Source organism: Sphingomonas sp. YR710 (assembly GCF_900101455.1).
GTDB lineage: Bacteria > Pseudomonadota > Alphaproteobacteria > Sphingomonadales > Sphingomonadaceae > Rhizorhabdus.
Genome location: NZ_FMZJ01000004.1, coordinates 94918 through 117584, shown reverse-complemented (window position 1 = coordinate 117584; position 22667 = coordinate 94918). Strand labels below are relative to the sequence as shown.

Below are 22667 nucleotides of genomic sequence, written 5' to 3'. Positions count from 1 at the left end.
CCGCGCCGCGCTATGGCCGACGCATGGAATCGGAACGCATCTGGACCGCCGCCTTGCTGGTCATCGGCGACGAAATTTTATCAGGCCGAACCCAGGATCGCAATATTGCGCAGGTCGCGACCTGGCTCAACGTGCAGGGCATCAGGTTGGCCGAAGTTCGCGTGGTTGCCGACGATATGGCTGCAATCGGCGAGGCCGTCCGAACATTGAAGGCGCGCAACGATTATCTGTTCACCACGGGCGGAATTGGGCCAACCCATGACGATATCACTGTCGACGCCATAGCCGCGGCGCTCGATGTGGGTGTGGTCATTCATCCCAAGGCGCGGGCCGTGCTGGAAGAATATTACGCGACACGCGGCGGGATAACCGAAACACGGCTCCGCATGGCGCGGGTGCCCGACGGGGCTGAACTGATCGAGAATCGTATGTCGGGCGCTCCCGGAATTCGCGCAGGCAATATCTTCATCCTGGCCGGTGTGCCCCATATCGCCGCGCTCATGCTCGATGCCCTGACAGGCAAGCTTCCTGGGGGGCGACCGGTACTGTCGCGCACGATTGGCTGCTGGGTGGCCGAAAGTGAGGTCGCGGACCTGTTGCGTAGGACCGAGGCTGCTCATGCCGGCTGCCAGATCGGCAGTTATCCGTTCTTCCGCGAGGGGAGGGTCGGTGCGAATTTCGTCATCCGGTCTACTGATATCGCGATCATCGATGCGTGTATCGATTCGCTGGTCCGCGATCTGGCCGTGACGGGATTGGACCCGGTGCTCGACGGAATTTGAGTCTAGAAGGCTCGCGTTTTCGCGCGTTGATGGGTGACCGCCAGCGCGGCGAGGGCGGCGATGCCAAATCCGCTCGCTATCAGGAAGGCTGCGCCGGGGAAACGGACCGGTGCATCGATGGCGGTAAAGGTCGCCAGCACGGGGTTGAACAGCAACGGCGCTGCGATCGATCCGATCGCGTTGAGACTGCCGATAAAGCCTTGCATCTCGCCCTGCGCGTCCGCCGGGGCCCGCTTCGACATCAGTGCGGTAAGCGAAGGTTGCACGAGGCCCTGCAGCGCCGATATGCCCAAGATCGGGAAGGCCAGCGCGGCGCTATGATTGAATGCCAGGATCGCATAGACAGTGGCGGCGGTGCCAATGCCCAGCATTGCTGCGCGCCGTTCCCCGACCGCCTTGACGACGCGGCCCAGCACCGTTCCTTGCACGATCACCATCGACACGCCGACAAAGGCCAAAGAGGCGCCGATCATGCTGCTCGACCAGCCATATTGGGCGATCGAGAAATAGGACCAGGTCGCCGGATAGATCATGCTGGCGACGTTCCAGAGCAGCAATATGCCCGCCAGCCCCAACAGGCCCGGCATGTGCCGCACCGACAGGAGTGCCCCGACCGGATTAGCCCGCGCCAGATCGAACACGCGCCGGTTGGCCGGGGCCAGGGTCTCGGGAAACACCAACAGGCCGAACAGAAAATTGCATCCGCATAGCGCCGCCGCCGCATAGAATGGCGCGCGCGGGCTGATCTCGCCGAGGAAGCCGCCCGCGGCCGGGCCGATAATGAAGCCGATGCCGAACGCCGCGCCGACGAGCCCGAAGCGCTTCGCGCGCTCCTCCGGTGCGGAGATGTCCGCAAGCGCAGCGGTTGCCGGGCCGAACGAGGCGCCGAAGATGCCCGCCACCAGCCGGCCGGCAAACAACCATCCCACGCTGGGTGCAAAACCGAGCACCAGATAATCGACGGCAAAGCCGCTCAGCGCGAGCAACAGCACCGGCCGACGCCCAAACCGATCGCCGAGATTGCCGACCAGCGGCCCGCAGACGAACTGGGTTATCGCATAGACCGCGGCCAGCCAGCCGCCGATCCGGGTCGCGGTGGCGAGATCGACATGGCCGAGTTGCATAACCAGCTTGGGCAGTACCGGAATGATGATGCCGAAGCCGATCGCGTCGATCAGGATGGTCAGCACGATGAAGATCACGGCGCTTTTGGGATTGGGTGATGCGGTCATCTGTCTTCCGGTGGCGGTCGTCGAGGCCGCAGAGCCGCGGCGGGGCGTTGATCGCTGCCTTCGCCGACAAAGACAAGGGATAAGGCGTGACCTTCCCCGCCGCGTCGTCCATGATGGGCACGAAACGAAGTCGAGAGGAGAAAACGATGGCGCGTTACGTGACAGCCTATTTCATGACCGTCATCGTGGTGGCGGCACTGGATTCTATCTGGCTCACCCAGATGGGGCCGACGGTGTACCAGGCGATCGAGCCGCTGCGGTTACCCAATCACGGGCTTCGGATCGTTCCGGCCATTCTGTTCTACGTCATCTATATTGTCGGTGTGGTCTATTTCTCTGTCGCGCCTGCCTTTAAGTCGGGCCGGTGGCAAACTGCGCTGGTGAACGGTGCCGTGCTCGGCTTTTGTGCTTATGCGACCTATGATCTCACCAACCAGGCGACGCTCAGCGTGTGGAGCAACCGGATCACGATCATGGATATGGCATGGGGCACAGTGCTGTCAGCGGTCGGCGGAACCGGCGGTTATCTGATCACCAGCGCGATTTTTCGGCGGTAAGATCGATGATCGTCACCGGCGGCTGCCATTGCGGATTGGTGCAGTTCGAGGCTGAGGTTCCGGAAGGGCCGGTCGACATTCTCGACTGCAATTGTTCGATATGCTCGATGACGGGCTATCTCCACCTGATCGTGCCGGAGACGAAGTTCCGCCTGATCGAAGGCCAGCGCGACACGACCACGTACCGCTTCGGCAGCGGCAAGGCGCGCCACATCTTCTGCACCCAATGCGGCATCAAGAGCTTCTATCGCCCGCGTTCGCATCCGGATGGCATCAGCATCAACCTGCGCTGCCTGGACCAAGGACATGGCCTCGACGTGCGGATCGTACCGTTCGACGGGCGCGATTGGGAGAAGGGCAAGGCGGGGCTCGCAAAATAAGCCCTCGCCCCCTCTAGGGGGAGCATCGCCAAGGGGCCGGGTGCGGAGTGCCCCCGGCATCCCGCAGATCGTGCCCGGGGGCACGATCGACCCGGCCTCTTGGCGATGCTAGTTGGGAGAGGGGCCCGTGCGGAAGAGGTTCGCGACGAAATCTCCAGCACTGCCCCCTCTCCCTGTCAATGCGTTCGGACATCCCTCTCCCCGCAAGCAAGGGCGAGGGAGTTTTACGCCGCCGGCTTCAGCCGGTAATGGCTCACCGCCCACGGCTTGCCATCGTCAAAACCAAACAGCCCTGCGGTCGCCAGGAAGAATAGCCGCCAGCGCCGTTCCCACAGCTTCGCGTCCTTGCCGTAGGTCTTCTCCAGGATCGGCCTGACCGCGCCGATATTGCGGTCCAACCGGTCGAGCCAATCGAAGGCGGTGCGGGCATAGTTCTTGCCGTTCCAGCGCCATTCCTCGTCCACCGTGAACAGATTCGGGAAGTGGCGGATCAGGCCGTGGCTCGGCATGATTCCGCCCGTGAAAAAATGCTGGGCGATCCAGTCGGACTTGTCCGAATGGTCGAAGCGGTAGCTTGCGCGATCGTGGGTGAAGATATGGATGAACAGAAAGCCATCAGGTTTCAACCACCCGCGTACCCGCGTCAGCAATTCTTCCCAGTTCGACATATGTTCAAACATCTCGACCGAGACGACCCGATCGAAGGTGTTGCCTGGCTCGAAGTCGTTCATGTCGCAGGTGATGACGGTGAGGTTGCCGAGGCCCTGCGCCGCCGCCAGTTTCTGGATATGATGGCGCTGCGAATGCGAGTTTGAGACGGCGGTGATCCGGGCATTGGGGAAACGCGCCGCCATATAGAGGCTGAGCGATCCCCAGCCGCAGCCAAGCTCCAATATCTCCTGTCCGTCAGCAAGCTGCGCATGTTCGGCGGTTGCCGCTAGCGCTGCGTCTTCGGCTTCAGCGATCGTCGTCTCGGGCGTCGCGTAGAGGCAGCAGCTATATTTGCGGCGCGGCCCCAGGCAGATATCGAAAAACGCCGGCGGCACTTCATAATGCTGCGCGTTCGCGTCTTCGGTATGGATGGCGATCGGATAGGCGCCCATCGTCGCTGCGAACGCGGCCTCGACGTTGGGCAGTTTCTCCAGCTTGCGCTGGGTGCGGCTGCATAGGAATTGGATGCCGGCAAGGGTCACGGCGTCGGGCAAAGGGAGCCGCTCGACGGCATTGGTGGCGGCAGCAATCAGGTCCATCAATTCTTCCTGGGTGGGAGGGGGAAAAAGGCGCTGGTGCGCGCCATGTAAAAGCGGAACGCATCGCCGCGGGATCGCAGCATATGCGCCTCGAGCGGGGGGATCCCGGAGGCATAGACAAGCAGCCAGTACATCATGACCGGGCCGATCAGCGCCAGCCAGCCCTGCCACCAGGCGCCCGAAGGATCGATCGCAATGATCGGATAGGCGACCCAGCCTAGCCACTCGAAGAAGTAATTGGGGTGACGCGACCATGACCAGAGACCGACGTCGCAGACCTTGCCATGATTGGCTTTGTCGGCGGTGAAGGTGCGCAACTGGCGGTCTGCGACCCCTTCGCCGACCACGGAAACGATCAGGATGATCAAGCCGGCGATATCGGCGGCGGAAGGCGAGACGCCGGGCCGCTGCGCGGCTGCGAAGACGCTGACGACGAGGCCGAGGCCGCAAAGTGCCTGGATCTGCAGGAACAGGAACAGCCGGAACTGGAAATGCTTGCCCCATTGTTTGCGCAGATCGGCATAGCGCGGATCCTCATATTTCGCCGCGAAGGTCCGGGTCATGATGTGATGACCAAGCCTGACCGACCAGAAGGTGACCATCACGGTCACCAGCATCTGCCGGGCGAGCGGAGCGCTGCTCATGGGCAGCAATGCGGCCATCACGCCCCCGAAGCCGATCGCGAAGGACCAGAACACGTCCGCCCAGCCCGATTGGTGGGTTCGCTTCTGAACCGCCCAGGCAATCGACATCATCGCCACCAGAATGATCGCGGACCACAGGATCGTATGAATCGCCGACATTGGATGGCCTCCCCCCAGAGTATGTGGCCGTTCCTAGCCTGTACGGAGGAAGAGGCCAATCTGTTGCGTACCGGTTTGATCCACGACAAATTTTCGCTCCACGAATTCGCTTTATGGAAAGGAGCGGGGGTATTAGCAGGCCATCGGGGCAATATTGCAACCGCAGGCTGTTGGCGCTCGTATCTGGGACCAGCGCCTTATCGGTAAGGCATATCGCGATTAGCGGGGGGAATGATGGTCCAGGGACGGGCAAGCGGGCAGCGTATTGCCATCATCGGGAGCGGCGTCACGGGGCTCTCGGCGGCATGGCTACTCGCCAAGAGCAATGATGTCGTCCTGTATGAGGCCGAGGATCGCCCCGGCGGGCATAGCCGCACGATCGACGTGCCGATGGGCGACGGAACGACCCTGGGCGTCGATACCGGCTTCATCGTCTTCAACGATCGCACCTATCCCAATCTGATCGCTATGCTGGAGCATCTGGGCGCCCCCGCGCGCGTGACCGATATGAGTTTTGCTGTGTCGCTCGACGACGGCAAGCTTGAATATGCCGCTGGCGACCGAATTTGGCAGTTGTTTGCCCAGCCCTCCAATCTGTTTTCGGCGCGCTTCTGGTCGATGCTGCGCAACCTGGTGCGCTTCTATCGCGAGGCGGCGGCCGGGATCGGCGGCTTTGGCGACATGACCTTGGGCCAAATGCTCGAGCAGGGCCGGTATGGCGATGCATTTCGCGACGATCACCTGCTGCCGATGGCGGCGGCGATCTGGTCGGCGCCGGCGCAACTGCTGCTCGACTACCCGGCCGAGGCGTTCGTGCGCTTCTGCGACAATCACGGTCTGCTCAATCTCGGCAGCCGCCCGAAATGGCGCACGGTGATCGGCGGGAGCCGGACCTACGTCGACAAATTGCTCGCCGATTTTGCAGGGGAACTGCGCCTTGGAACACCGGTGGCGCATATCGAACGCAAGGCTGGCCGGGTGACGATCACCGACAAGGCGGGGCATGTGGATCAATTCGATCAGGTGGTGATCGCCTCTCACGGCAATCAGGCGCTGGCAATGCTCGGCGATCCGAGCCCGCAGGAAAGCGAACTGCTCAGTGCGTTCCGCTACAGCACCAATATCGGTGTGCTTCATGACGATCCTGCCTTGATGCCGAAGCGGCGGGCCTTGTGGGGGGCGTGGAACTATTTCGGCCGCCGCCATGCCAATGATGCGACCGGCGATCTGTGCGTGAGCTATTGGATGAACCGGCTGCAGGGTTTCGCGACCAAGCGCCCGCTGATCGTTACGCTCAACCCCAATCGCGCAATCGGCGCTGGCCATGAGATCAATCGCGCGACTTTCGAGCATCCCATTTTCGACAGGGCCGCGCTCAACGCCCAGCGCGACATCTGGGCGATCCAGGGCATGCGCAACACCTGGTACTGCGGCGCGCATCTGGGGGCAGGGTTCCATGAGGACGGCTTGCAGGCCGGGCTTGCCGTCGCCGAGATGTTGGGCGCCCGGCGGCCCTGGACGGTCGCCCAACCGAACGGTCGCCTGTCGATGGAGCTAGCACCGGCATCGTTGGGTGTGGCGGCGTGATAGGTTTACGACCTTCTAATTCCTCCCCGAGCTTGCTCGGGGAGGGGGACCGCCGAAGGCGGTGGAGGGGCAATCCCGAACTCTCATCCTCGACATCTTCGCGTGCTCGAATGTCGCGCATCCCCCTCCACCACCCTGCGGGCGGTCCCCCTCCCCGAGCAATCTCGGGGAGGGATTGAGATATTATGTCCTGGCAATCGGCCATCTATCCCGGCACCGTGTTCCATCAGCGGTTCCGCCCGCGCGTGCATCGGCTGCACTACCGCATTTTCCAATGCCTGTTCGACCTGGACGAAATCGATGCTCTGGCGGCCGGGCAGCGCCTGTTCTCGCGCAACCGGTTCAATCTCTTCTCTTTCCATGACAAGGATTTCGGCGATCGATCGGGAACGCCGCTGCGTCCGCAGATCGAGGCGTTGATGCGCCGGGCGGGGCGGGAACCGGATGGCGGCCCGATCCGTTTGCTGACGATGCCGCGTATGCTGGGTCATGTCTTCAATCCGATTTCGGTGTGGTTCTGCCACCGGATGGACGGATCGCTGTCGACGATCGTCTATGAAGTGACCAATACCTTCAAGGAACGACACAGCTATGTGATCCCGGTGCCCGATGGCGCGGCGGCGACGATCAGGCAATCGTGTGACAAATGCTTCTATGTTTCGCCTTTCATGGACATCGACATGCGTTATGATTTCACCGTCGACCCACCGGGCGAGCGCACGAAAGTGGTCGTGGCGGGCGGCGATGCGCACGGTCCGCTGATCGTCGCGGCTTTTTCGGGAAACCGTCAGCCATTCAGCGACGGCAATCTGCTGAAGGCGTTTCTTAAGCACCCGCTCCTGACGTTCAAGGTGGTCGCCGGCATTCATGTCGAGGCGCTGTGGCTGTTCCTGAAGCGTGTCGGCGTCCGGCGGCATGTTGCGACCGCAGGGGATGGCGTGTCGATCGTCGTTCGCGCCGAACCCGCATGAGTGTCGCCTTCCGGCGCGAGAGCGACGAGGAACATCTCGAACCGAAGTTCGAACTGCCGATCCCGGCGGGGCCCAATCTGGTTACCCCGCACGGCGCGGCGTTGATCGCGGAAAAGCTGACTGCGCTCGAAGCGGACGTCACTGCCGAAACCGGCGAGGAGGCGTTGAAGGAGCTCAAGCGCGACCTGCGCTACTGGCGAACCCGGCATGCGACGGCACAGATCGTCCCTCCCGCCGATGGCACGGTGGGGGCTTTCGGGACGCGTGTGACCTATCGGTTGAACGATAGCGCACCAATAGCCGTCGAGATCGTCGGCGATGACGAAGCCGACCCGAAGGTGCGGCGCATCGCCTTTTCCTCGCCATTGGCCCGGGCGATGATCGGCGTGGAGCCGGGCGAGTTCGTGGATTTCGCGGGTAAGCCTGATGCGATCGAACTGCTAAAGGTCGAACCGCTCTATTGAGATTGAGCCGGTCGCCGCGGCTGCAGATTGGCGGCTTTCTGCCGCATGACGGGCTCGCCATGCTGGTTGAAGGCCGTGATCGTGAAATAGACCGATCCGATGTCCGGGCGCGATCGGGATGGGCGGACGTCGGTAACCTCGCTTTTGACCGATAATGTATCGCCCGGATAGACAGGCTTCAGCCAGCGTATCTCGTCCATGCCGGGCGAGCCGAGCGAGAAATGGCCATCCTCGGTGGCGTGATCGACGAGCATGCGCATCACCATGGAGCAGGTGTGCCAACCGCTCGCCGCCAGCCGGCCGAAGATCGGGTTGGCAGCGGCCGCTTCGTCGTTCAGATGGAAGGGCTGGGGATCATAGCGCGTGGCGAAGTCGAGCACCTCTTCGCGCGTGACCTGATAGGCGCCGAAGCGCTCGATCTGGCCGACCTGATAATCCTCGAGCCAGCGCATTACACGTTGAAGCGGAACAGCATGATGTCGCCATCATGCACCAGATATTCCTTGCCCTCGGAGCGCAGCTTGCCGGCTTCGCGCGCCGCGGCTTCGCCGCCGAGCGTTACATAATCCGTATAGGCCATCGTCTCGGCGCGGATGAAACCGCGTTCGAAATCGGTGTGGATCACGCCGGCCGCGTTCGGCGCTTTTGCGCCCTTTTCCACGGTCCAGGCACGGGCTTCCTTCGGGCCGACGGTGAAGAAGGTGATGAGGTCGAGCAGTTCGTAGCCCGCACGGATCACGCGGGCGAGGCCGGTTTCGGCCAGCCCGAGATCGGACAGGAATTCGGCGCGATCGGCGGGATCGAGCGTGACGATCTCTGCCTCGATCGCGGCGGAGACAACGACAGCCTTGGCGCCTTCGGCGGCCGCGCGTTCGAACACTTTTGCGGATAGCGCATTGCCCTCTGCGGCCGAACCCTCGTCGACATTGCAGACATAAAGCACGGGCTTCGAGGTCAGCAATTGCGCCTGGGTGAAGATGCGCAGTTCGTCCTCATCGGCCGGCTTGGTGAGCCGGGCGGGCTTGCCTTCGCGCAGCAGCGCCAGCGCCTGGCCGAGCACCGATGCCGCGGCCTTGGCTTCCTTGTCGCCCTGCGCCGCCTTCTTCTGGAAGGCCGGGACGCGCTTTTCGAGGCTTTCAAGATCCGACAGCATCAACTCGGTTTCGACCGTTTCCGCATCGGCGATCGGATCGATCTTATTCTCGACATGGGTGATATCGTCATCGATGAAGCAGCGAAGCACATGGACGATCGCATCGACCTCGCGGATATTGGCGAGGAACTGGTTGCCGAGCCCTTCGCCCTTCGATGCGCCGCGCACGAGCCCGGCAATGTCGACGAAGGCAAGCTGGGTTTCGACGATCTTCGCCGATCCGCCGATCCGCGCGATTTCGTGAAGGCGCGGATCCGGCACCGCGACCTGCCCGACATTGGGTTCAATCGTGCAGAACGGATAATTGGCCGCCTGCGCCGCCGCTGTTTCGGTGAGTGCATTGAACAGGGTCGATTTGCCGACGTTCGGCAGCCCGACGATACCACAGCGAAAACCCATCTAGCCCGTGCCTTCGATCGTTGGAGAGCCGGCGCGGGGCCGGCGATCATGCGGCGCCCGATAGCGGGTCCGCGCGCCAAAGGCTAGAGAGGGAAGGACGACGGGGTGCGGTTGGCTCACCCCGTCGCAAAGCCATCAGATGATCGGCTGGTTGGCACGAGCTGTCGGCGCGTCGGTCGGCTTATAGACGACCGGCTTCACCGGCACCGGTGCATGCGCGGCAACAGGCGGTAAGGCCGCAGCTTTCGGACCCGGAGCATTCATCGCTGTGCAGTCACCCGAGCTGCTGTTGATAACTTTCGGTTGCTGGCCTTCGCCCATCGACGTGACCTGGACGCTCTGCGTGCAGGTGCCTGCGTCGCTGCTCGTCGACACCATCGTGTAATGGAAGGTGCCCGCAGGCATGTTCGCCAACGCGGCAGGTGTCACGCTGCTGCCCGCTGTCGGCTGCTGCGTGGCCATGGCGGCGGCCTGTCGCAGCATCGCCTCGCTCTGGCGGCTCATCTCGGACGAAATCCGCTCCATCTCGGCGAAAGGCGAGTCGGGGCCGAATGCCGACGCGAAAAAGTCGGCCGGCAGTATCGGCCCCGCGGCCGGCGCCAGTACGATTTGCGGGGCGACATCGCCGCTATAATGGATCTGCTCGATCGATCCGTCGGGCAGGGCCACCGATAGAACGTGCATCTTGGCTTCACGAGCCGCAAGTGCGCCACCTGCCAGCACGACCGACGCCAGGCCGGCCAACAGGGCGGTTTTCATAGGACGCATCAAAAACCTCCATTCGGTTGAACAGACGCCTGCTGGCGTATCAGATCGAATCTGAACGCCAGACTAATGAGGGCGGGTTTTCACCCATGGGCGCCAAGATCAGGGATATCCGATTGAGATAGCGTATTTTATTGAGCTTATGTCTTTCCTTTGTCGTCGTCCCCGCGAAAGCAGGGGACCAATGGACAGCGGCGCCTACTGATTCCAGCGTGCCGTCACCGTAGGCTCCCGCTTTCGCGGGAATGAGGATTGGGGGTATGGCGCCGCATGCTATTCAACAGACTGCATAATTTCTTATCTTAGCGCCTATGGGATTCTCGGCTTGCTTCATTGATCCGCGCCGGCGACCAGGCCGGCATCATGGAGCCGACCAATCGCGCCGCTGTCCAGGCCGAGTATTTGGGCGAGAATTTCGTCGGTATGCTGGCCAAGGCGCGGCGCGATGGCGACATCACCCCGAGATTCCCCGGCCAGGGTCGCGGTCGGGCCGGGGACCGGGTAGGTGAGCCCGCTCGGCTGTGTGGCCATTTGGAATACGGGGTTGGCGGTGAACAGGCGCGGATCGGTGGTCACGGCCTCATGCAGCGATTGATATTGGCTCCAGGTCACGCCGCCGGCGTCAAAGGCGGGCTGCAACTCTGCGGAGGTTCGCTTCGCGAACGCGGCTTCGAACACGGGGAACAATCGGGCACGGTGCGTAAAGCGCGCGCCCTCATCCTCGGCGAAGGGCATGCCGAGTTCGGCTTCGATCTGAGCCACCTGTTCGGTGATAGCGAGCGTTTTGAGCAGCCCCATCCATTGACGAGACGTGATGGCGACGACCATTAACCTCTTGCCATCGGCGCACAGGAAATCGCGGCCGAACGCGCCGAAAAGATCGTTGCCGCTTCGCGGGCGATCGCCATTGGCCAGGACTTCGGCAACCTGGCCGGTATGGCCAAGGCAGGTTGCGGCGATATCGGAAAGCGGCAACAATATTTCCGCGCCCTCACCCGTCCTCTGGCGGCGGTTGAGAGCGGATACCAGCGCGAACGCTGCATAAGCGCCGCCGAACAGGTCCCAAGCCGGCAGAACATGGTTAACGGGACCCTCGCTGTCGGCCGGTCCTGTCATCATCGGCACGCCCACAGCGGCGTTGACGGTGAAGTCGAGCGCCGGCGATCCGTCGGCCCAGCCCATGATCCGCAAGGTGATGATGTCAGATCGTAGCGCGCTCAACGCCGCATGGGACAGAAAGCTGCGGGTCGGATAATTGGTCAGAAACAGTCCGGCCTGCTCGCCCGGCGCCGTCGCGATGGCGAGCGCGAGTTCCTGTCCCTCTGGTGACGCAAGGTTGATCGCGATCGACCTCTTACCCTTGTTCATGCCCTCCCAATAGAGGCTGTCGCCATTGGGGGCGAGCGGCCAACGGTTGAAGTCGGGGCCGCCGCCGATCCGGTCAAAGCGGATCACGTCCGCGCCCATCAGCGCCATGTGCATTCCGCAGGACGGTCCGGCAATGAACGCTGCGCCTTCAACGACGCGGAGGCCTTTAAGAAGTCCGTACATGATCTTTTCCTTTATTGGCGCTCAGTTGGGCCCGACCGGCGCATATTTCGGGTTTCCGTGCTCCCGCCGCGCCTGAAGGCGGGTTTCAGGAAAACTGGCCTTGCAAGGCTCGATCATGGCGGAATCCGCAGAAGGAATGATAAGGCCTTCAGGTTCGTCCTCCGCGCGAAGCTTGTCCAATAGAGTTTAGACCGCACGCCTATGTCGTTTCGACTCGACCGGGCCATTGTGCACGGCGGCCGATGCGCGGCATGGAGGGGCGAAGATCCGGCAGGGACAGGAGCAGGAAATGACGATGGCCGCACGTCCGTCACACGACGACCCCGCCGAGGGCTTGATCCTGCCGGGATTGACCGATCTGTTGCGCGCCGCAGCAGATGCCGCGCAGGCGTTCGTCGCCGGCGCTCTGCCGGCCGTCAAGGCCCGGATTTCCGGCGCCGACGGTAAACCGGATCGCGAGCGCGCCGATGCCGAACAGCACATCGTCCATGGCTTTGGCTGGTACGCGTCCTACGCCGAATTGCTACGCGAAGTCGCCGGCTGGGCGATCAGACTCGATGGCGAGGGCGCGTTCGGCGAGATCGAAGCGCTGCTCGCGCAATTGCTATTCGCCGAATATGGCGCGCAATTGCGGGGCGGTGTGCCCATGAACCAGGGCGAGGTGATCCGCCCGCGCGAACTGACGGCCGATGCGGCGGCGCTCGATCATCTCCATAGCCACGCGATCGAAACATTGATCCGTACCGGCGGCACGCAGGCGGTCAAGACGGCGATCGTCGGTCATCTCGCCGATGCACGCGGCCGGGCGATCCTCGAACATGCCGGGCTCGACGACATGTTCGATATGGTGCGCGATCAGTTCTTCGCCTTCGCCAACGAAAAGGTGGCGCCGTTCGCGCACGAATGGCATCTCGCCGACGAACTGATCCCGATGCCGCTTGTCGAGGAACTCGGCGCGATGGGTGTGTTCGGCATGACCATTCCCGAGGAATTTGGCGGGCTGGGCATGGGCAAGACCGCGATGTGCGTGGTGTCGGAAGAATTGTCGCGCGCGTGGATCGGTGTCGGTTCGCTTGCCACCCGCTCGGAAATCGCCGCCGAACTGATCCTCACCGGCGGCACAGCCGAGCAGAAGGCGCATTGGCTGCCCAGGATCGCGAGTGCCGAATTGCTGCCGACCGCGGTGTTTACCGAGCCGGACACCGGCTCAGACCTCGGATCGCTGCGGACCCGCGCCACCCGTGACGGCGATGTGTACCGCGTCCAGGGCAACAAGACCTGGATCACCCACGCCGCCCGCGCCGACGTGATGACCCTGCTGGTGCGCACCGATCCGGCGACGAAGGATTATCGCGGTCTGTCGATGCTGCTCGCGCCCAAGCCGCGCGGCAGCGAGGCCGACCCGTTCCCGGCCGATGGCATGTCCGGCGGCGAGATCAAGGTGATCGGCTATCGCGGCATGAAGGAATATGAAATCGGCTTCGACGATTTCACCGTGCCGACCGCCAATGTCCTCGGTGGCGTCGAAGGGCAGGGCTTCAAGCAATTGATGGCGACCTTCGAAAGCGCGCGTATCCAGACGGCCGCGCGCGCGATCGGCGTCGCGCAGGCTGCGATCGACATCGGCCTGGGCTATGCGCTCGATCGCAGGCAGTTCGGCCGGCCGATCGTCGAATTCCCGCGCATCGCCAACAAGCTGGCGATGATGGCGGCCGAACTGATGGGCGTGCGCCAACTCACGTACTTTGCGGCACGTCGCAAGGATGAGGGCAAACGCTGCGATCTCGAAGCCGGAATGGCCAAGCTGATCGCGGCGCGGGCGGCCTGGGCGGCGGCGGACAATGCGCTGCAAATCCATGGCGGCAACGGCTTTGCGTGTGAATATGTCGCGAGCCGGCTGCTGGCGGATGCGCGTATCCTCAACATTTTCGAGGGCGCGGGGGAGATCCAGGCGCAGGTTATCGCCCGGCGGCTGCTCGACGAGGCCAACTGAGCTGGGCGTGCTGGTGAACGGGTTCGCGCTGGTGGACCGATTCTAGCCGCTTGCGCCGCGCGTATGACGCGATAAACGCCGTGCATGGATCGCATCATCATTCGCGGCGGCAATCGCCTTCAGGGTCGTCTCGCAATTTCGGGGGCGAAGAACGCGGCTCTCACCCTGCTGCCATGTTCATTGCTGACCGATGAACCGTTGACGCTCACCAATTTGCCGCGGCTCGCCGATGTCGACAGTTTCGGCCATCTGCTCAACGAACTCGGCGTTTCGACCACGGTCAAGCGCGGCAGCAATGGCGAGATCGGCCGCGACATGACGATGAAGGCGAAAGTTATCGCCTCCACCGTCGCGCCCTATGACATCGTCCGCAAGATGCGCGCATCGATCCTCGTGCTGGGGCCGTTGCTGGCGCGGGCGGGGGAAGCGAAGGTCTCGCTCCCCGGCGGCTGCGCGATCGGCAACCGCCCGATCGACCTGCACCTCAAGGCGCTCGAGGCGCTCGGGGCCGAGATCGAGCTGGCGGCGGGCTATGTGAAGGCGACGGCGCCCGCCGGCGGGCTGCGCGGCGGGCGGATCGGCTTCCCGGTCGTTTCGGTCGGCGCCACCGAAAATGCGCTGATGGCCGCGGTGCTCGCCCGCGGCGAAACCGTTCTGGAAAATGCCGCGCGCGAACCCGAAATCACCGATCTCGCGCGCTGTCTGGTCGCGATGGGCGCGAAGATCGAGGGTATCGGCACCGAACGGCTGACGATCGAAGGTGTCGATCGGCTCCATGGCGCCCGCTATCAGGTGATGTCGGACCGGATCGAGGCGGGAAGCTATGCCTGCGCCGCGGCGATCACCGGGGGCGATGTCGAATTGCTCGGCGCGCGGATCGAGGACATGGAGGCGATTATATCGGGCCTCCGCACCGCCGGCGTCACCGTCACCGAAACCGGCGAAGGGCTCCGCATCATCGCCGATGGAAAACTGGGACCGCTCACGCTGTCGACCGCGCCATTCCCGGCATTCCCTACCGATATGCAGGCACAATTCATGTCGATGCTGGCATTGGCCGACGGGGCGAGCGTGCTGACCGAGACGATCTTTGAAAATCGCTACATGCACGTGCCCGAGCTTGCGCGCATGGGCGCCGATATCCAGGTCCATGGCCGCACCGCCGTGGTGCGTGGCGTCGATCATCTGATCGGGGCCGAGGTGATGGCGACCGATCTGCGCGCCTCGATGAGCCTCATTCTTGCCGGCCTTGCCGCGAGAGGCGAAACCAAGGTGCACCGCGTCTATCATCTCGATCGCGGATATGAGCGGCTCGAAGAGAAATTGTCGGCGATCGGCGCCGACATCGAGCGTGTCGGCAACGACTGATCCGATGCCGCGGTCCTTCATCGATCCCGATGACATCAGGACGCGATTTTCCCGGGCGATGTCCGACATGTATCGCGCCGAGGTGCCGCAATATGGGACATTGCTGGCGCTCGTCGACCGCGTGAACCGCGAGACGCTCGCGCGCGATCCTGCGCTTGCTGCACGACTCGATCGCACCGGCGAATGTGCGAGGCTTTCGGACGAACGGCATGGTGCGATCCGCCTCGGCACCCCGCAGGAACTCGCGCTGATCGCGCGGGCCTTCGCCATCATGAACATGGTGGCGGTGGGCTATTATGATCTGGCGGCGGCGGGAATCCCCGTGCATTCGACAGCATTTCGCCCCGTGGATGAAGCGGCGTTGCGGCGGAACCCGTTTCGCGTGTTCACCTCGCTGCTGCGGCTCGAGTTAATCGAGGATCCGGAGCTGCGCGCCGAGGCGGCGGGGATTCTCGACAAGCGACAAATCTTCACCGATGGCCTGCTCCTCCTGATCGCGAAGGCCGAGCGCGAAGGCGGCCTCGACGATGCGGATGCCACGTCCTTCGTCGGCGAATTGCTCGAGACGTTTCGCTGGCATGCGCAGGCTACGGTCGATGAGCCGACCTATGGCCGGCTGTTGGACGCCCACCGGCTGATCGCCGATATTGTGAGCTTCAAGGGGCCGCACATCAATCATCTGACCCCGCGCACGATCGATATCGATGCGGTCCAGGCCGCGATGCCAGGTGAAGGTATCGTCCCGAAGGAGGTGATCGAAGGACCGCCTCGCCGAAATTGCCCGGTGCTGCTGCGGCAAACCAGCTTCAAGGCGCTGGATGAGGCGATTGCTTTTCCGACGGGCGATGGCGGCTTCGTTAAAGGCCGTCATACCGCGCGGTTCGGAGAGGTGGAGCAGCGCGGCGTAGCACTGACGGCGAAGGGCAGGGCGCTCTATGATGCCCTGCTGGCCGAGCAGTTCAAGGATGCAGGCGCCGACGCTTTCGCGCGCTTCCCCGATGACTGGACGCAGCTGCGACGCGAAGGGCTGGCCTTCTTCCGATATAGCGTCATCGAAAATGGCGACGGCGCGTGCAATTCCGGGGCTGTCGCGGACACGCTCGATGCGGCGATTGCGGCAGGACAGGTGACGGCCGACCCGATCATTTACGAAGATTTCCTGCCGGTCAGCGCTGCCGGGATCTTCCGCTCCAATCTCGGTGACGGTGCGCCGTCGCCCTATCGTGCGAATGCGGATCGCACAGCGTTCGAAGCGGCGCTTGGTGCACCGGTGAAGGACGAAATCGGCCTTTATGCAGCATTGGAAGCGGCATCGCGCGATCAGGTTTGCCGACAATTGGGCGTAATAGCTTAAACGATAAGTTCCAATCGCCTGAGCGCCGCTATGGCGTTGGTCCGGGCGCGGGCGGTGATTGCCATATTCTCGAAATAGGGCGCCGGATTGCGCGCGACGAGGGGTGCCGTCGTCGATAGCTGGGCCCATGCGCGCCTTGCATTGTCGCGGTCACCGATCATGGCATAGCCGGCAGCGCTCATCAGATAGAAGCGCGGTTGATGACCGATAACCGGCGGAGTCATGTGCATCAATGCCTCGCGTGCCATCGCACGATCCGCGCGATCGATGGCGACCAGCAGCAATCGCCCGTAAAATCGCCCTTCGGGCCGGTCATCAAGCGTGATCGCGCGGCGGATCAGGCCTTCCGCGCGAGGATCGCCACAGTTCAGCAAGGCTGTCCCTGCGTCCGCCAGCAAGGCCGGGTCGAACGGATCGAGTTGCGTTGCGCGCAGCGCATCGTTGATCGCGCGCGGGCAAGCACCGTGTCGCACCGCGACATCGGCCTGTGCCAGATTGGCCCATGGGTTCAGCGGATCCGTGCCGGTCGCCATCTCGGCGTGCCGCTGGGCGTCGGTCAATCGCTTGTTGCGGTCCGCGGCGCTCAGCGATGGAAGCGCCATCTGCGACAGCGCAAGTTCGGCAGCGGCTGCCTGGAGGCCGGCATCGTCGGGATTTTCGGCCAGATGGGTTGCGACACATTTCTCAGCAGCTGCGCGCTCACCATCCAGATGCTCACGCCGCATCTGGTGATAACGCAGAAGACAGGAATATGCTGAATCGCCCGTAGTGCTGCGATCCGCCGATTCCTGCATGGCAACGATTCCATCGACCCGTCCGATCGCCGCGATCACGGGCGCGAGCCGGTTCGCAATCCCGATGCTGTCCGGTCCCGGTGGAAGGTCGATTGCACTGGTCCACACGATGTGATCGGGGCTGAGCCGCCAAAGCCGTAAAAACAGGTGTGGGCGGATCCCGGGTACGAGCGCCGCCGTAAGCCGATATTGCGCCGTTGAACGCGCCTGCTGTTCCCGCTCGGTTTGCCGAGCCACTCTGACCTCGAACATGGCGCTGCGACGCAATCCGTCGAGCAGGGATCCCTGCACCATATTGCGAAGCCCTTGTTCGTCACTTCCCACGGGCCGTGCATTGAGCTCGAGCATAGGCCGGGCGGGCATGGTCGGGCGCAACCTCGTGAGCGCAATCATGCCAAGCGCCGCCGCCCCGATGAGAGCGAGCATCAACATCGCCACCGCTCCAATCCGGAAAGCCGCAAGACGATCGAATTCCGGTCTCTTCGTTGAACCTGCCAGCGGCTCTGGGGCTGCAGCTTGCCCGCCGCCGCACTCGCCTATCGCGACCCGGTATCGCCCGGTGGGGATGACGATTCCCTGGCCATCGACGGTTGGGCTATGGCTGTAATGCAGCGCCAGCATTCGCCGCAATCGCCCGACCTGCACCCGGGGATAGCTATCGGTATGGGCATCATAATCGGGCGCGCGGCCCAACCCGTCGACCGCGACCGAATAGGCTTTCAACTGATCGCCGCGGCCCGCAATCGTCTCCTCGACCAGATATTGCAGCAGGCGTTTCATGATTGGCGCCCGTGCGAAATCCGGGCCGTTGAGAATCGAACGTAGTTCGCTGTCCATGCGCGCCGCGCGTGCTGCATCAACTCCGGCCGAAACCGAACCATCGTCCGAAAATATCCGCCGACCGTCCAACCTGGGCTGTCCCATGCGCAATTTCTTAGAATAGCCCGAGAATGATGAGCGGTCACGGTGTTTTCGGGCGGCTCCGAGCAGAGATGTAACGGTAACAGAGACGTCATGAAACTGGTCGTTTTGAAAATGCGCCACCACGTGCCGCGCAGCAGCCGGCCCGATCGGCTGCCGCTTCGTCACCGTAATCGGTTCGCGCTACCCCCCAACGGCGCGGCCCGTGGGCGCCGGAGGCCAGGATCGGGCCGGTTGCACAATGGCCCCCACCGTCGTGCGATCGGCCCTTTCTCTGTCTGCCGGTGACAATCGCCGGATCAGCATGTGATCTTTGATCCGTGCGATGCATTGGCTTGGGCATCCGCGCCCGACGGGGCTGCGGCGATCAAATGACATCACCATAGACAGCGGCGGGGACCGTCGCCATTTAGTCGTAGTTCTCATGCCAGCCATCGGGCGAGGCAGGCAGTGGACGTTGATTGCCTGGCGGAGGCTGGGCAGGGAGAATGGATGAATCGCTATCGTATCGACGCCAGCCAAGCCGAACTGAGATTGAAGTTCGGCATTGTCGTTGTACGGGAGCCCGATCCCGCGATCGAAAGCGAAGTCACTCCGAAATCGCCGGCCTACGTCATCCGCAATTATGGCGGCCTGATTCTTGATACCATGTCATGGGGCTTTCAGCCGGCAACACGCAATCGGTCGGTTGTTCATGAGGGCAATTTGCTTTCGCCTGCGTGGCGGGCTGCCATCGAGCGTCCCGATCGTCGCTGTCTGGTGCCAGCGACATCCTATTGCGAAATGACCGCAAAGGCCGGCGCAGATGGCCAGCGCCAGAAGAAATGGGTGAGCCTTCCCGGGCATCCGATTTTTGCTTTTGCCGGCGTGTGGAGCTCCTTTCTGGAAGGGCGTGGGTTCGCTTTGCTCACCACCACCGCCAACGCGCTGCTGTCTCCGCTCCAGCCTTCGTCCATGCCGGTGATCCTGCATGAGCAGGACTATGACACATGGCTTACCGGCACTCCGGAAGAGGTTTCGATCCTGATCCAGCCTTATTCATCGAAGGAAATGGCGATCGAATAGCGGCTTGATATGGGCGGGCATTCGACGAAAAATGCCCGTTATTCCGTATATTTCGTTAATCTGACAGCCGTTATCGCTTTTGAAATCTCCTGCAATGTCCTGCGTGCATGGAGCCGCCCTCGGCATGTGAAGAGGGGGGGCGACGATGACGAAGCGGCAATGCGGAACAAGCGGTCACGATCTCGCAAAGGCGGTGTTTGCCGGCACGTTCAGTTTTCTGGCCTTGTGCACGGCCGGGCGGGCAAGCGCGGATTCGCTCGACGTGACCACGGCCACGACCGCGCCCGTAACCACCGCTGCGGCGAGCGGCGGCAGCGCCGGCGCGATCACGGTGGAATCGGCGGGCTCGATCATCGTGACGGACACGCAGCCTGCGATCACCATCAACTCCTCCAACGCCGTGACGAATGGCGGTACGATCGGATCGAGTGCCGCGACCGGCGCGACCGCGCTGCTGATAGATGGGACATCGCCGATCACGGCCAGCTTGACCAATAACGGGGTCATTTCGATTACAGGGACCGACGGCTCGGGCAATTATGGCATCCGCCTGATGAACGGCCCGGTCAGCGGTACGATCGGTGCGGGCAGCACATCGAGTATCAGCGTGCTCGGCACTGGCGCTTATGGCGTTTCGATCGAAAGCGCCTTTGCCGGCGATATCACCTTGAACTCGGTCAGCGTCGCCGGCGCCTCGTCGACCGCGGTCTCGCTGACGGCTTCGCTGACGGGTAATCTCCGCCTGACGGGAAGCAGCAGCGCGACGGCCAGCGGCGACACCGGCATCGCTCTGGCGGGCGATATCAGCGGCTCGGTGGTCAATGCCGGGGCGATCACGGTGGGCTTGGCATCGACCACGACCACCAACAGCAGCGGTACGACGGTCGCCGCGCCCGGCGTCGGCGGGGTTGCCGGGATCTCGATCTCCGGAAATGTCGGTGGCGGCTTCGTCAACGACCTGTTCTACACCGATTCGAGCGGGAATGTGGTTGCGAACGCCAGTGCAACCTCATCGGATACCGAGACGATCGGTACGATCATCGGCTATGCCGGCACACCGGCGGTGGTGATTGCGCCGTCCGCAAGCACGCCGCGCAATATCAGCTTGTCGGCCTACGGCACCGCCGGCACCGACGACGGCTATGGTTTCATCAATCGCGGCACCATCACGTCGCAGGGGAACAATGTCGGCACCGCAGCGACGGCGGTCGGGATCAGCGGCACCACCGTTGACGGCACATTGTACACCACGACGCTGGTCGGCGGCCTGACCAACCAGTCGACCGGCCATATCACCGCGTCGACGACCGCCGCGACGGCGATCGCAATCGACCTCGGTGCGGGAGCTATCGTCCCGACAATCGCCAATGCGGGGGCGATTCAGGCCAGCGATGCCGCAGGTACTACCGCCCTGGCGGCGTTCGGCATTCGGGTGGGCACGGGTGCCGAGTTGGACAGCATCACCAATAGCGGGACAATCCTCGCCAAATCGGCCGCCACGGGCATTGCGGGCTATGGTATTCTCGACGAGTCGGGCTTGCTGACGACGATCACCAACAGCGGCACCATCACTGCGCAGGCGCTGACCAGCGGCGCTGCGGCACGGGCGATCGACCTGTCGGCGGGAACGACCGCGCAGACCGTGACGAACAGCGGCACCATCGCCGGAGACATCCTTTTCGGCTCGGGCGGCGGCAGCTATATTTCGAATTCGGGCAGTTTCAGCGGCACATTGGCTTTTGGCACCGGCACCGATCTGCTCCAGCTTTCGGGGACGACGGCGTTCGCCAATCCGGTCACCGTTGCCTCGGGCGGTGCGCTCGCGGTGGGATTGTCGGGCTCGAGCAGCCTGCAATTCAGCGGCACCGCGCCGAGCCTGGCCTCGCTGGCGCTTGCCGATCAGTCGGTGCTGATCCTCAATGTCAGCAATACGGCCTCGGCCCTGCAGGTGAGTGGAGCCGCATCGTTCACGGGCCAGAGCATGATCAAGCTCAACATCGAGCAGCCGGGAAGCCGCACCTTCACGATCCTCACGGCCGGCGGCGGCATCAGCACCGATCATGCGGCGAGCCTGCTCGGCAGCACCTCCACGCCCTATCTCTATACGCTGCAAAGCTTCACCGTTGGCGCGAATGACATTGAGGTCACGCTGCATCAGCGAACGGCGAACGAAGCCGGGTTCGTGGCCAATGTCGCACCGCTCTACGACAATGCATTGATCTCGATGGCGGAAGGGGGCGCTGCGTTCACGGCGATCGGCAGCCTGCCCGATCAGGCCAGCGTGCTCGCCGCGTTCCGCCAGATCGCGCCGCCCAGCTATGGCACGGCGCTGGCGCGCATCGCCGAAGGGCTGCAATCGACGGGCTTCGGCGCCATTGCCGCGCGCATGCACGGGCTGGTTTCGGAAGCGCCGGAGGAAATTGCCGAGGGCAATCGCCTGGGCATCTGGGCGCAGCAGGGCGTCGAATTCCTGCACCACCGCGATGCGCAGGATGATCCGGGCTTTTCCAGCAACGCCTATCATCTCAATTTCGGCCTTGATTATCGCCTGGGCCGGGATTTCATCATCGGCTCGGCGGTCAACTTCTCGTGGACCGACGTCAATTCGGACGGTTCGATCGGTACCGACGGCAAGCCGCTGAAAACCAACACCCAGCTGTTCGATCTTTATGCGAGCTGGGCCCATGGGCCGTTCTATTTGCAGGCGATCGGATCGGTCGGGCATGACAATTATCGATCGCGCCGGACGATCACGATCGGAAGCTATTCGGCGGATCAGAGCGCGCGCTGGTCGGGCTATCGGGTGGCGGGCGATCTGATCGCGGGCGCCCGGTTCCGCTTCGGCCGCTTCTCGATCGAGCCCTCGGATTCGCTGACCTATATGCGGCTCCACCAAAACGGCTATACCGAAAGCGGCACGGGCGTGCTCGATCTCGTCGTCGATCCGCAACGGATCACGAGCATGACCAACACCGGCAAGCTCAGCGTCAATTATGAATGGCCAATGTTTGGCGGCGCGCTGTCGCTGAGCGGGCGGGGTGCCTATGTCTCGCGGCTGAAGCGCGATGTCGGCGCGCTCGATGCCAGCTTCGCGGGGGGCGATAGTTTCGCGCTCGTCTCGGCCCCGCTCGGCCGCTCGGCAACGCAGGAGGGCGCCACGATCGGCTACCACTTCGAGAATTTCCTGATCGCGGTCAGCAGCGATCGCCGGCAGGAAGCGGGCTTCAGCGACACGTCGGTTTCGGCGATGCTCCGGATCAGCTTCTGAACAACAGGCG

19 protein-coding genes are annotated in these 22667 nt (G+C 63.2%); 11 read left to right on the top strand and 8 right to left on the bottom strand.

The annotated features are described in order from the left end of the window. Positions 1 to 23 precede the first annotated feature (23 nt). A complete protein-coding gene (locus BLS13_RS06625; protein WP_093450823.1) occupies positions 24 to 782 on the top strand; it encodes a competence/damage-inducible protein A in 759 nt (252 codons plus the stop codon). Positions 783 to 784: 2 nt separating this feature from the next. On the opposite strand, the gene BLS13_RS06620 is transcribed toward BLS13_RS06625, so the two are convergent. Beyond that, positions 785 to 2014: a TCR/Tet family MFS transporter gene (locus tag BLS13_RS06620; protein ID WP_093450822.1), complete on the bottom strand. Its 1230-nt coding sequence runs from the start codon at positions 2012 to 2014 to the stop codon at positions 785 to 787. Positions 2015 to 2160: 146 nt separating this feature from the next. On the opposite strand from BLS13_RS06620, the gene BLS13_RS06615 reads away from it, so the two are divergent. Continuing rightward, positions 2161 to 2571, top strand: a complete 411-nt coding sequence (locus BLS13_RS06615; RefSeq protein ID WP_093450821.1) for a DUF2177 family protein — start codon at positions 2161 to 2163, stop codon at positions 2569 to 2571. 5 nt (positions 2572 to 2576) lie between these two features. Next, positions 2577 to 2951, top strand: a complete 375-nt coding sequence (locus BLS13_RS06610) for a GFA family protein (RefSeq protein WP_093450819.1) — start codon at positions 2577 to 2579, stop codon at positions 2949 to 2951. Positions 2952 to 3175: 224 nt separating this feature from the next. On the opposite strand, the gene BLS13_RS06605 is transcribed toward BLS13_RS06610, so the two are convergent. Beyond that, on the bottom strand, positions 3176 to 4201 hold the full coding sequence (locus BLS13_RS06605) for an SAM-dependent methyltransferase (RefSeq protein WP_093450818.1): 1026 nt from the start codon (positions 4199 to 4201) through the stop codon (positions 3176 to 3178). Beyond that, positions 4201 to 5004, bottom strand: coding sequence for a DUF1295 domain-containing protein (locus tag BLS13_RS06600; protein WP_093450816.1), 804 nt, complete (start codon positions 5002 to 5004; stop codon positions 4201 to 4203). Before BLS13_RS06600 ends, BLS13_RS06605 begins: the two co-directional genes overlap by 1 nt. A 231-nt stretch (positions 5005 to 5235) precedes the next feature. On the opposite strand from BLS13_RS06600, the gene BLS13_RS06595 reads away from it, so the two are divergent. The 3 genes from BLS13_RS06595 to BLS13_RS06585 all read left to right on the top strand — a co-directional run bounded on the left by BLS13_RS06595 (position 5236) and on the right by BLS13_RS06585 (position 8026). Further along, positions 5236 to 6591 (top strand): NAD(P)/FAD-dependent oxidoreductase, encoded by a 1356-nt coding sequence (locus BLS13_RS06595; RefSeq protein ID WP_093450814.1) that lies wholly within the window; start codon positions 5236 to 5238, stop codon positions 6589 to 6591. Between the two features lie 185 nt (positions 6592 to 6776). Then, positions 6777 to 7562 (top strand): DUF1365 domain-containing protein, encoded by a 786-nt coding sequence (locus BLS13_RS06590; RefSeq protein WP_093450812.1) that lies wholly within the window; start codon positions 6777 to 6779, stop codon positions 7560 to 7562. Then, positions 7559 to 8026 carry a GreA/GreB family elongation factor gene (locus BLS13_RS06585; RefSeq protein WP_093450810.1) on the top strand — a complete coding sequence of 156 codons (468 nt, stop codon included), beginning with the start codon at positions 7559 to 7561 and terminating at the stop codon, positions 8024 to 8026. The genes BLS13_RS06590 and BLS13_RS06585 overlap by 4 nt, the downstream gene beginning before the upstream one ends. Here BLS13_RS06585 and BLS13_RS06580 read toward each other — a convergent pair. The 4 genes from BLS13_RS06580 to BLS13_RS06565 form a co-directional block, all read right to left on the bottom strand. Further along, the gene (locus BLS13_RS06580; protein ID WP_093450809.1) at positions 8020 to 8478 is read right to left on the bottom strand and encodes a MaoC family dehydratase; all 459 of its coding nucleotides are present in this window, start codon (positions 8476 to 8478) and stop codon (positions 8020 to 8022) included. The two genes, BLS13_RS06585 and BLS13_RS06580, sit on opposite strands and share 7 nt — an antisense overlap. Next, complete coding sequence (gene ychF, locus BLS13_RS06575; protein WP_093450807.1) at positions 8478 to 9578, bottom strand: redox-regulated ATPase YchF; 1101 nt, start codon at positions 9576 to 9578, stop codon at positions 8478 to 8480. The genes BLS13_RS06580 and ychF overlap by 1 nt, the downstream gene beginning before the upstream one ends. A gap of 135 nt (positions 9579 to 9713) precedes the next feature. Beyond that, positions 9714 to 10346 carry a hypothetical protein gene (locus BLS13_RS06570; RefSeq protein ID WP_143011896.1) on the bottom strand — a complete coding sequence of 211 codons (633 nt, stop codon included), beginning with the start codon at positions 10344 to 10346 and terminating at the stop codon, positions 9714 to 9716. Positions 10347 to 10673: 327 nt separating this feature from the next. Next, a complete protein-coding gene (locus tag BLS13_RS06565; protein WP_093450804.1) occupies positions 10674 to 11894 on the bottom strand; it encodes a CoA transferase in 1221 nt (406 codons plus the stop codon). 295 nt (positions 11895 to 12189) lie between these two features. Between BLS13_RS06565 and BLS13_RS06560 the strand changes: the two genes are divergently transcribed. The 3 genes from BLS13_RS06560 (at position 12190) to BLS13_RS06550 (ending at position 16609) form a co-directional block, all read left to right on the top strand. Continuing rightward, the gene (locus BLS13_RS06560) at positions 12190 to 13887 is read left to right on the top strand and encodes an acyl-CoA dehydrogenase family protein (protein ID WP_093451015.1); all 1698 of its coding nucleotides are present in this window, start codon (positions 12190 to 12192) and stop codon (positions 13885 to 13887) included. 84 nt (positions 13888 to 13971) lie between these two features. After that, on the top strand, positions 13972 to 15255 hold the full coding sequence (gene murA, locus BLS13_RS06555; RefSeq protein WP_093450803.1) for a UDP-N-acetylglucosamine 1-carboxyvinyltransferase: 1284 nt from the start codon (positions 13972 to 13974) through the stop codon (positions 15253 to 15255). A gap of 4 nt (positions 15256 to 15259) precedes the next feature. Then, positions 15260 to 16609 carry a 2-oxoadipate dioxygenase/decarboxylase HglS gene (locus BLS13_RS06550; RefSeq protein ID WP_093451014.1) on the top strand — a complete coding sequence of 450 codons (1350 nt, stop codon included), beginning with the start codon at positions 15260 to 15262 and terminating at the stop codon, positions 16607 to 16609. On the opposite strand, the gene BLS13_RS06545 is transcribed toward BLS13_RS06550, so the two are convergent. Next, positions 16606 to 18183, bottom strand: coding sequence for a tetratricopeptide repeat protein (locus BLS13_RS06545; protein WP_143011895.1), 1578 nt, complete (start codon positions 18181 to 18183; stop codon positions 16606 to 16608). The two genes, BLS13_RS06550 and BLS13_RS06545, sit on opposite strands and share 4 nt — an antisense overlap. Before the next feature lie 633 nt (positions 18184 to 18816). On the opposite strand from BLS13_RS06545, the gene BLS13_RS06540 reads away from it, so the two are divergent. Together BLS13_RS06540 and BLS13_RS06535 are read left to right on the top strand one after the other, a co-directional pair. After that, positions 18817 to 19389: an SOS response-associated peptidase gene (locus BLS13_RS06540; protein WP_093450800.1), complete on the top strand. Its 573-nt coding sequence runs from the start codon at positions 18817 to 18819 to the stop codon at positions 19387 to 19389. 145 nt (positions 19390 to 19534) lie between these two features. Further along, positions 19535 to 22657, top strand: a complete 3123-nt coding sequence (locus tag BLS13_RS06535) for an autotransporter outer membrane beta-barrel domain-containing protein (protein ID WP_093450798.1) — start codon at positions 19535 to 19537, stop codon at positions 22655 to 22657. The last annotated feature ends 10 nt before the right edge of the window (positions 22658 to 22667 follow it).

What these genes read in the sequence shown, in the direction of transcription:
- BLS13_RS06620 (WP_093450822.1), bottom strand. Translation starts at nt 2,014, where the DNA reads ATGACCGCATCACCCAATCCCAAAAGCGCCGTGATCTTCATCGTGCTG.
- BLS13_RS06580 (WP_093450809.1), bottom strand. Translation starts at nt 8,478, where the DNA reads ATGCGCTGGCTCGAGGATTATCAGGTCGGCCAGATCGAGCGCTTCGGC.
- BLS13_RS06560 (WP_093451015.1), top strand. Translation starts at nt 12,190, where the DNA reads ATGGCCGCACGTCCGTCACACGACGACCCCGCCGAGGGCTTGATCCTG.
- BLS13_RS06550 (WP_093451014.1), top strand. Translation starts at nt 15,260, where the DNA reads ATGCCGCGGTCCTTCATCGATCCCGATGACATCAGGACGCGATTTTCC.
- BLS13_RS06590 (WP_093450812.1), top strand. Translation starts at nt 6,777, where the DNA reads ATGTCCTGGCAATCGGCCATCTATCCCGGCACCGTGTTCCATCAGCGG.
- BLS13_RS06615 (WP_093450821.1), top strand. Translation starts at nt 2,161, where the DNA reads ATGGCGCGTTACGTGACAGCCTATTTCATGACCGTCATCGTGGTGGCG.
- BLS13_RS06610 (WP_093450819.1), top strand. Translation starts at nt 2,577, where the DNA reads ATGATCGTCACCGGCGGCTGCCATTGCGGATTGGTGCAGTTCGAGGCT.
- BLS13_RS06545 (WP_143011895.1), bottom strand. Translation starts at nt 18,183, where the DNA reads ATGAAACGCCTGCTGCAATATCTGGTCGAGGAGACGATTGCGGGCCGC.
- BLS13_RS06605 (WP_093450818.1), bottom strand. Translation starts at nt 4,201, where the DNA reads ATGGACCTGATTGCTGCCGCCACCAATGCCGTCGAGCGGCTCCCTTTG.
- BLS13_RS06535 (WP_093450798.1), top strand. Translation starts at nt 19,535, where the DNA reads ATGACGAAGCGGCAATGCGGAACAAGCGGTCACGATCTCGCAAAGGCG.
- ychF (WP_093450807.1), bottom strand. Translation starts at nt 9,578, where the DNA reads ATGGGTTTTCGCTGTGGTATCGTCGGGCTGCCGAACGTCGGCAAATCG.
- BLS13_RS06540 (WP_093450800.1), top strand. Translation starts at nt 18,817, where the DNA reads ATGAATCGCTATCGTATCGACGCCAGCCAAGCCGAACTGAGATTGAAG.
- BLS13_RS06600 (WP_093450816.1), bottom strand. Translation starts at nt 5,004, where the DNA reads ATGTCGGCGATTCATACGATCCTGTGGTCCGCGATCATTCTGGTGGCG.
- BLS13_RS06570 (WP_143011896.1), bottom strand. Translation starts at nt 10,346, where the DNA reads ATGCGTCCTATGAAAACCGCCCTGTTGGCCGGCCTGGCGTCGGTCGTG.
- murA (WP_093450803.1), top strand. Translation starts at nt 13,972, where the DNA reads ATGGATCGCATCATCATTCGCGGCGGCAATCGCCTTCAGGGTCGTCTC.
- BLS13_RS06585 (WP_093450810.1), top strand. Translation starts at nt 7,559, where the DNA reads ATGAGTGTCGCCTTCCGGCGCGAGAGCGACGAGGAACATCTCGAACCG.
- BLS13_RS06595 (WP_093450814.1), top strand. Translation starts at nt 5,236, where the DNA reads ATGATGGTCCAGGGACGGGCAAGCGGGCAGCGTATTGCCATCATCGGG.
- BLS13_RS06625 (WP_093450823.1), top strand. Translation starts at nt 24, where the DNA reads ATGGAATCGGAACGCATCTGGACCGCCGCCTTGCTGGTCATCGGCGAC.
- BLS13_RS06565 (WP_093450804.1), bottom strand. Translation starts at nt 11,894, where the DNA reads ATGTACGGACTTCTTAAAGGCCTCCGCGTCGTTGAAGGCGCAGCGTTC.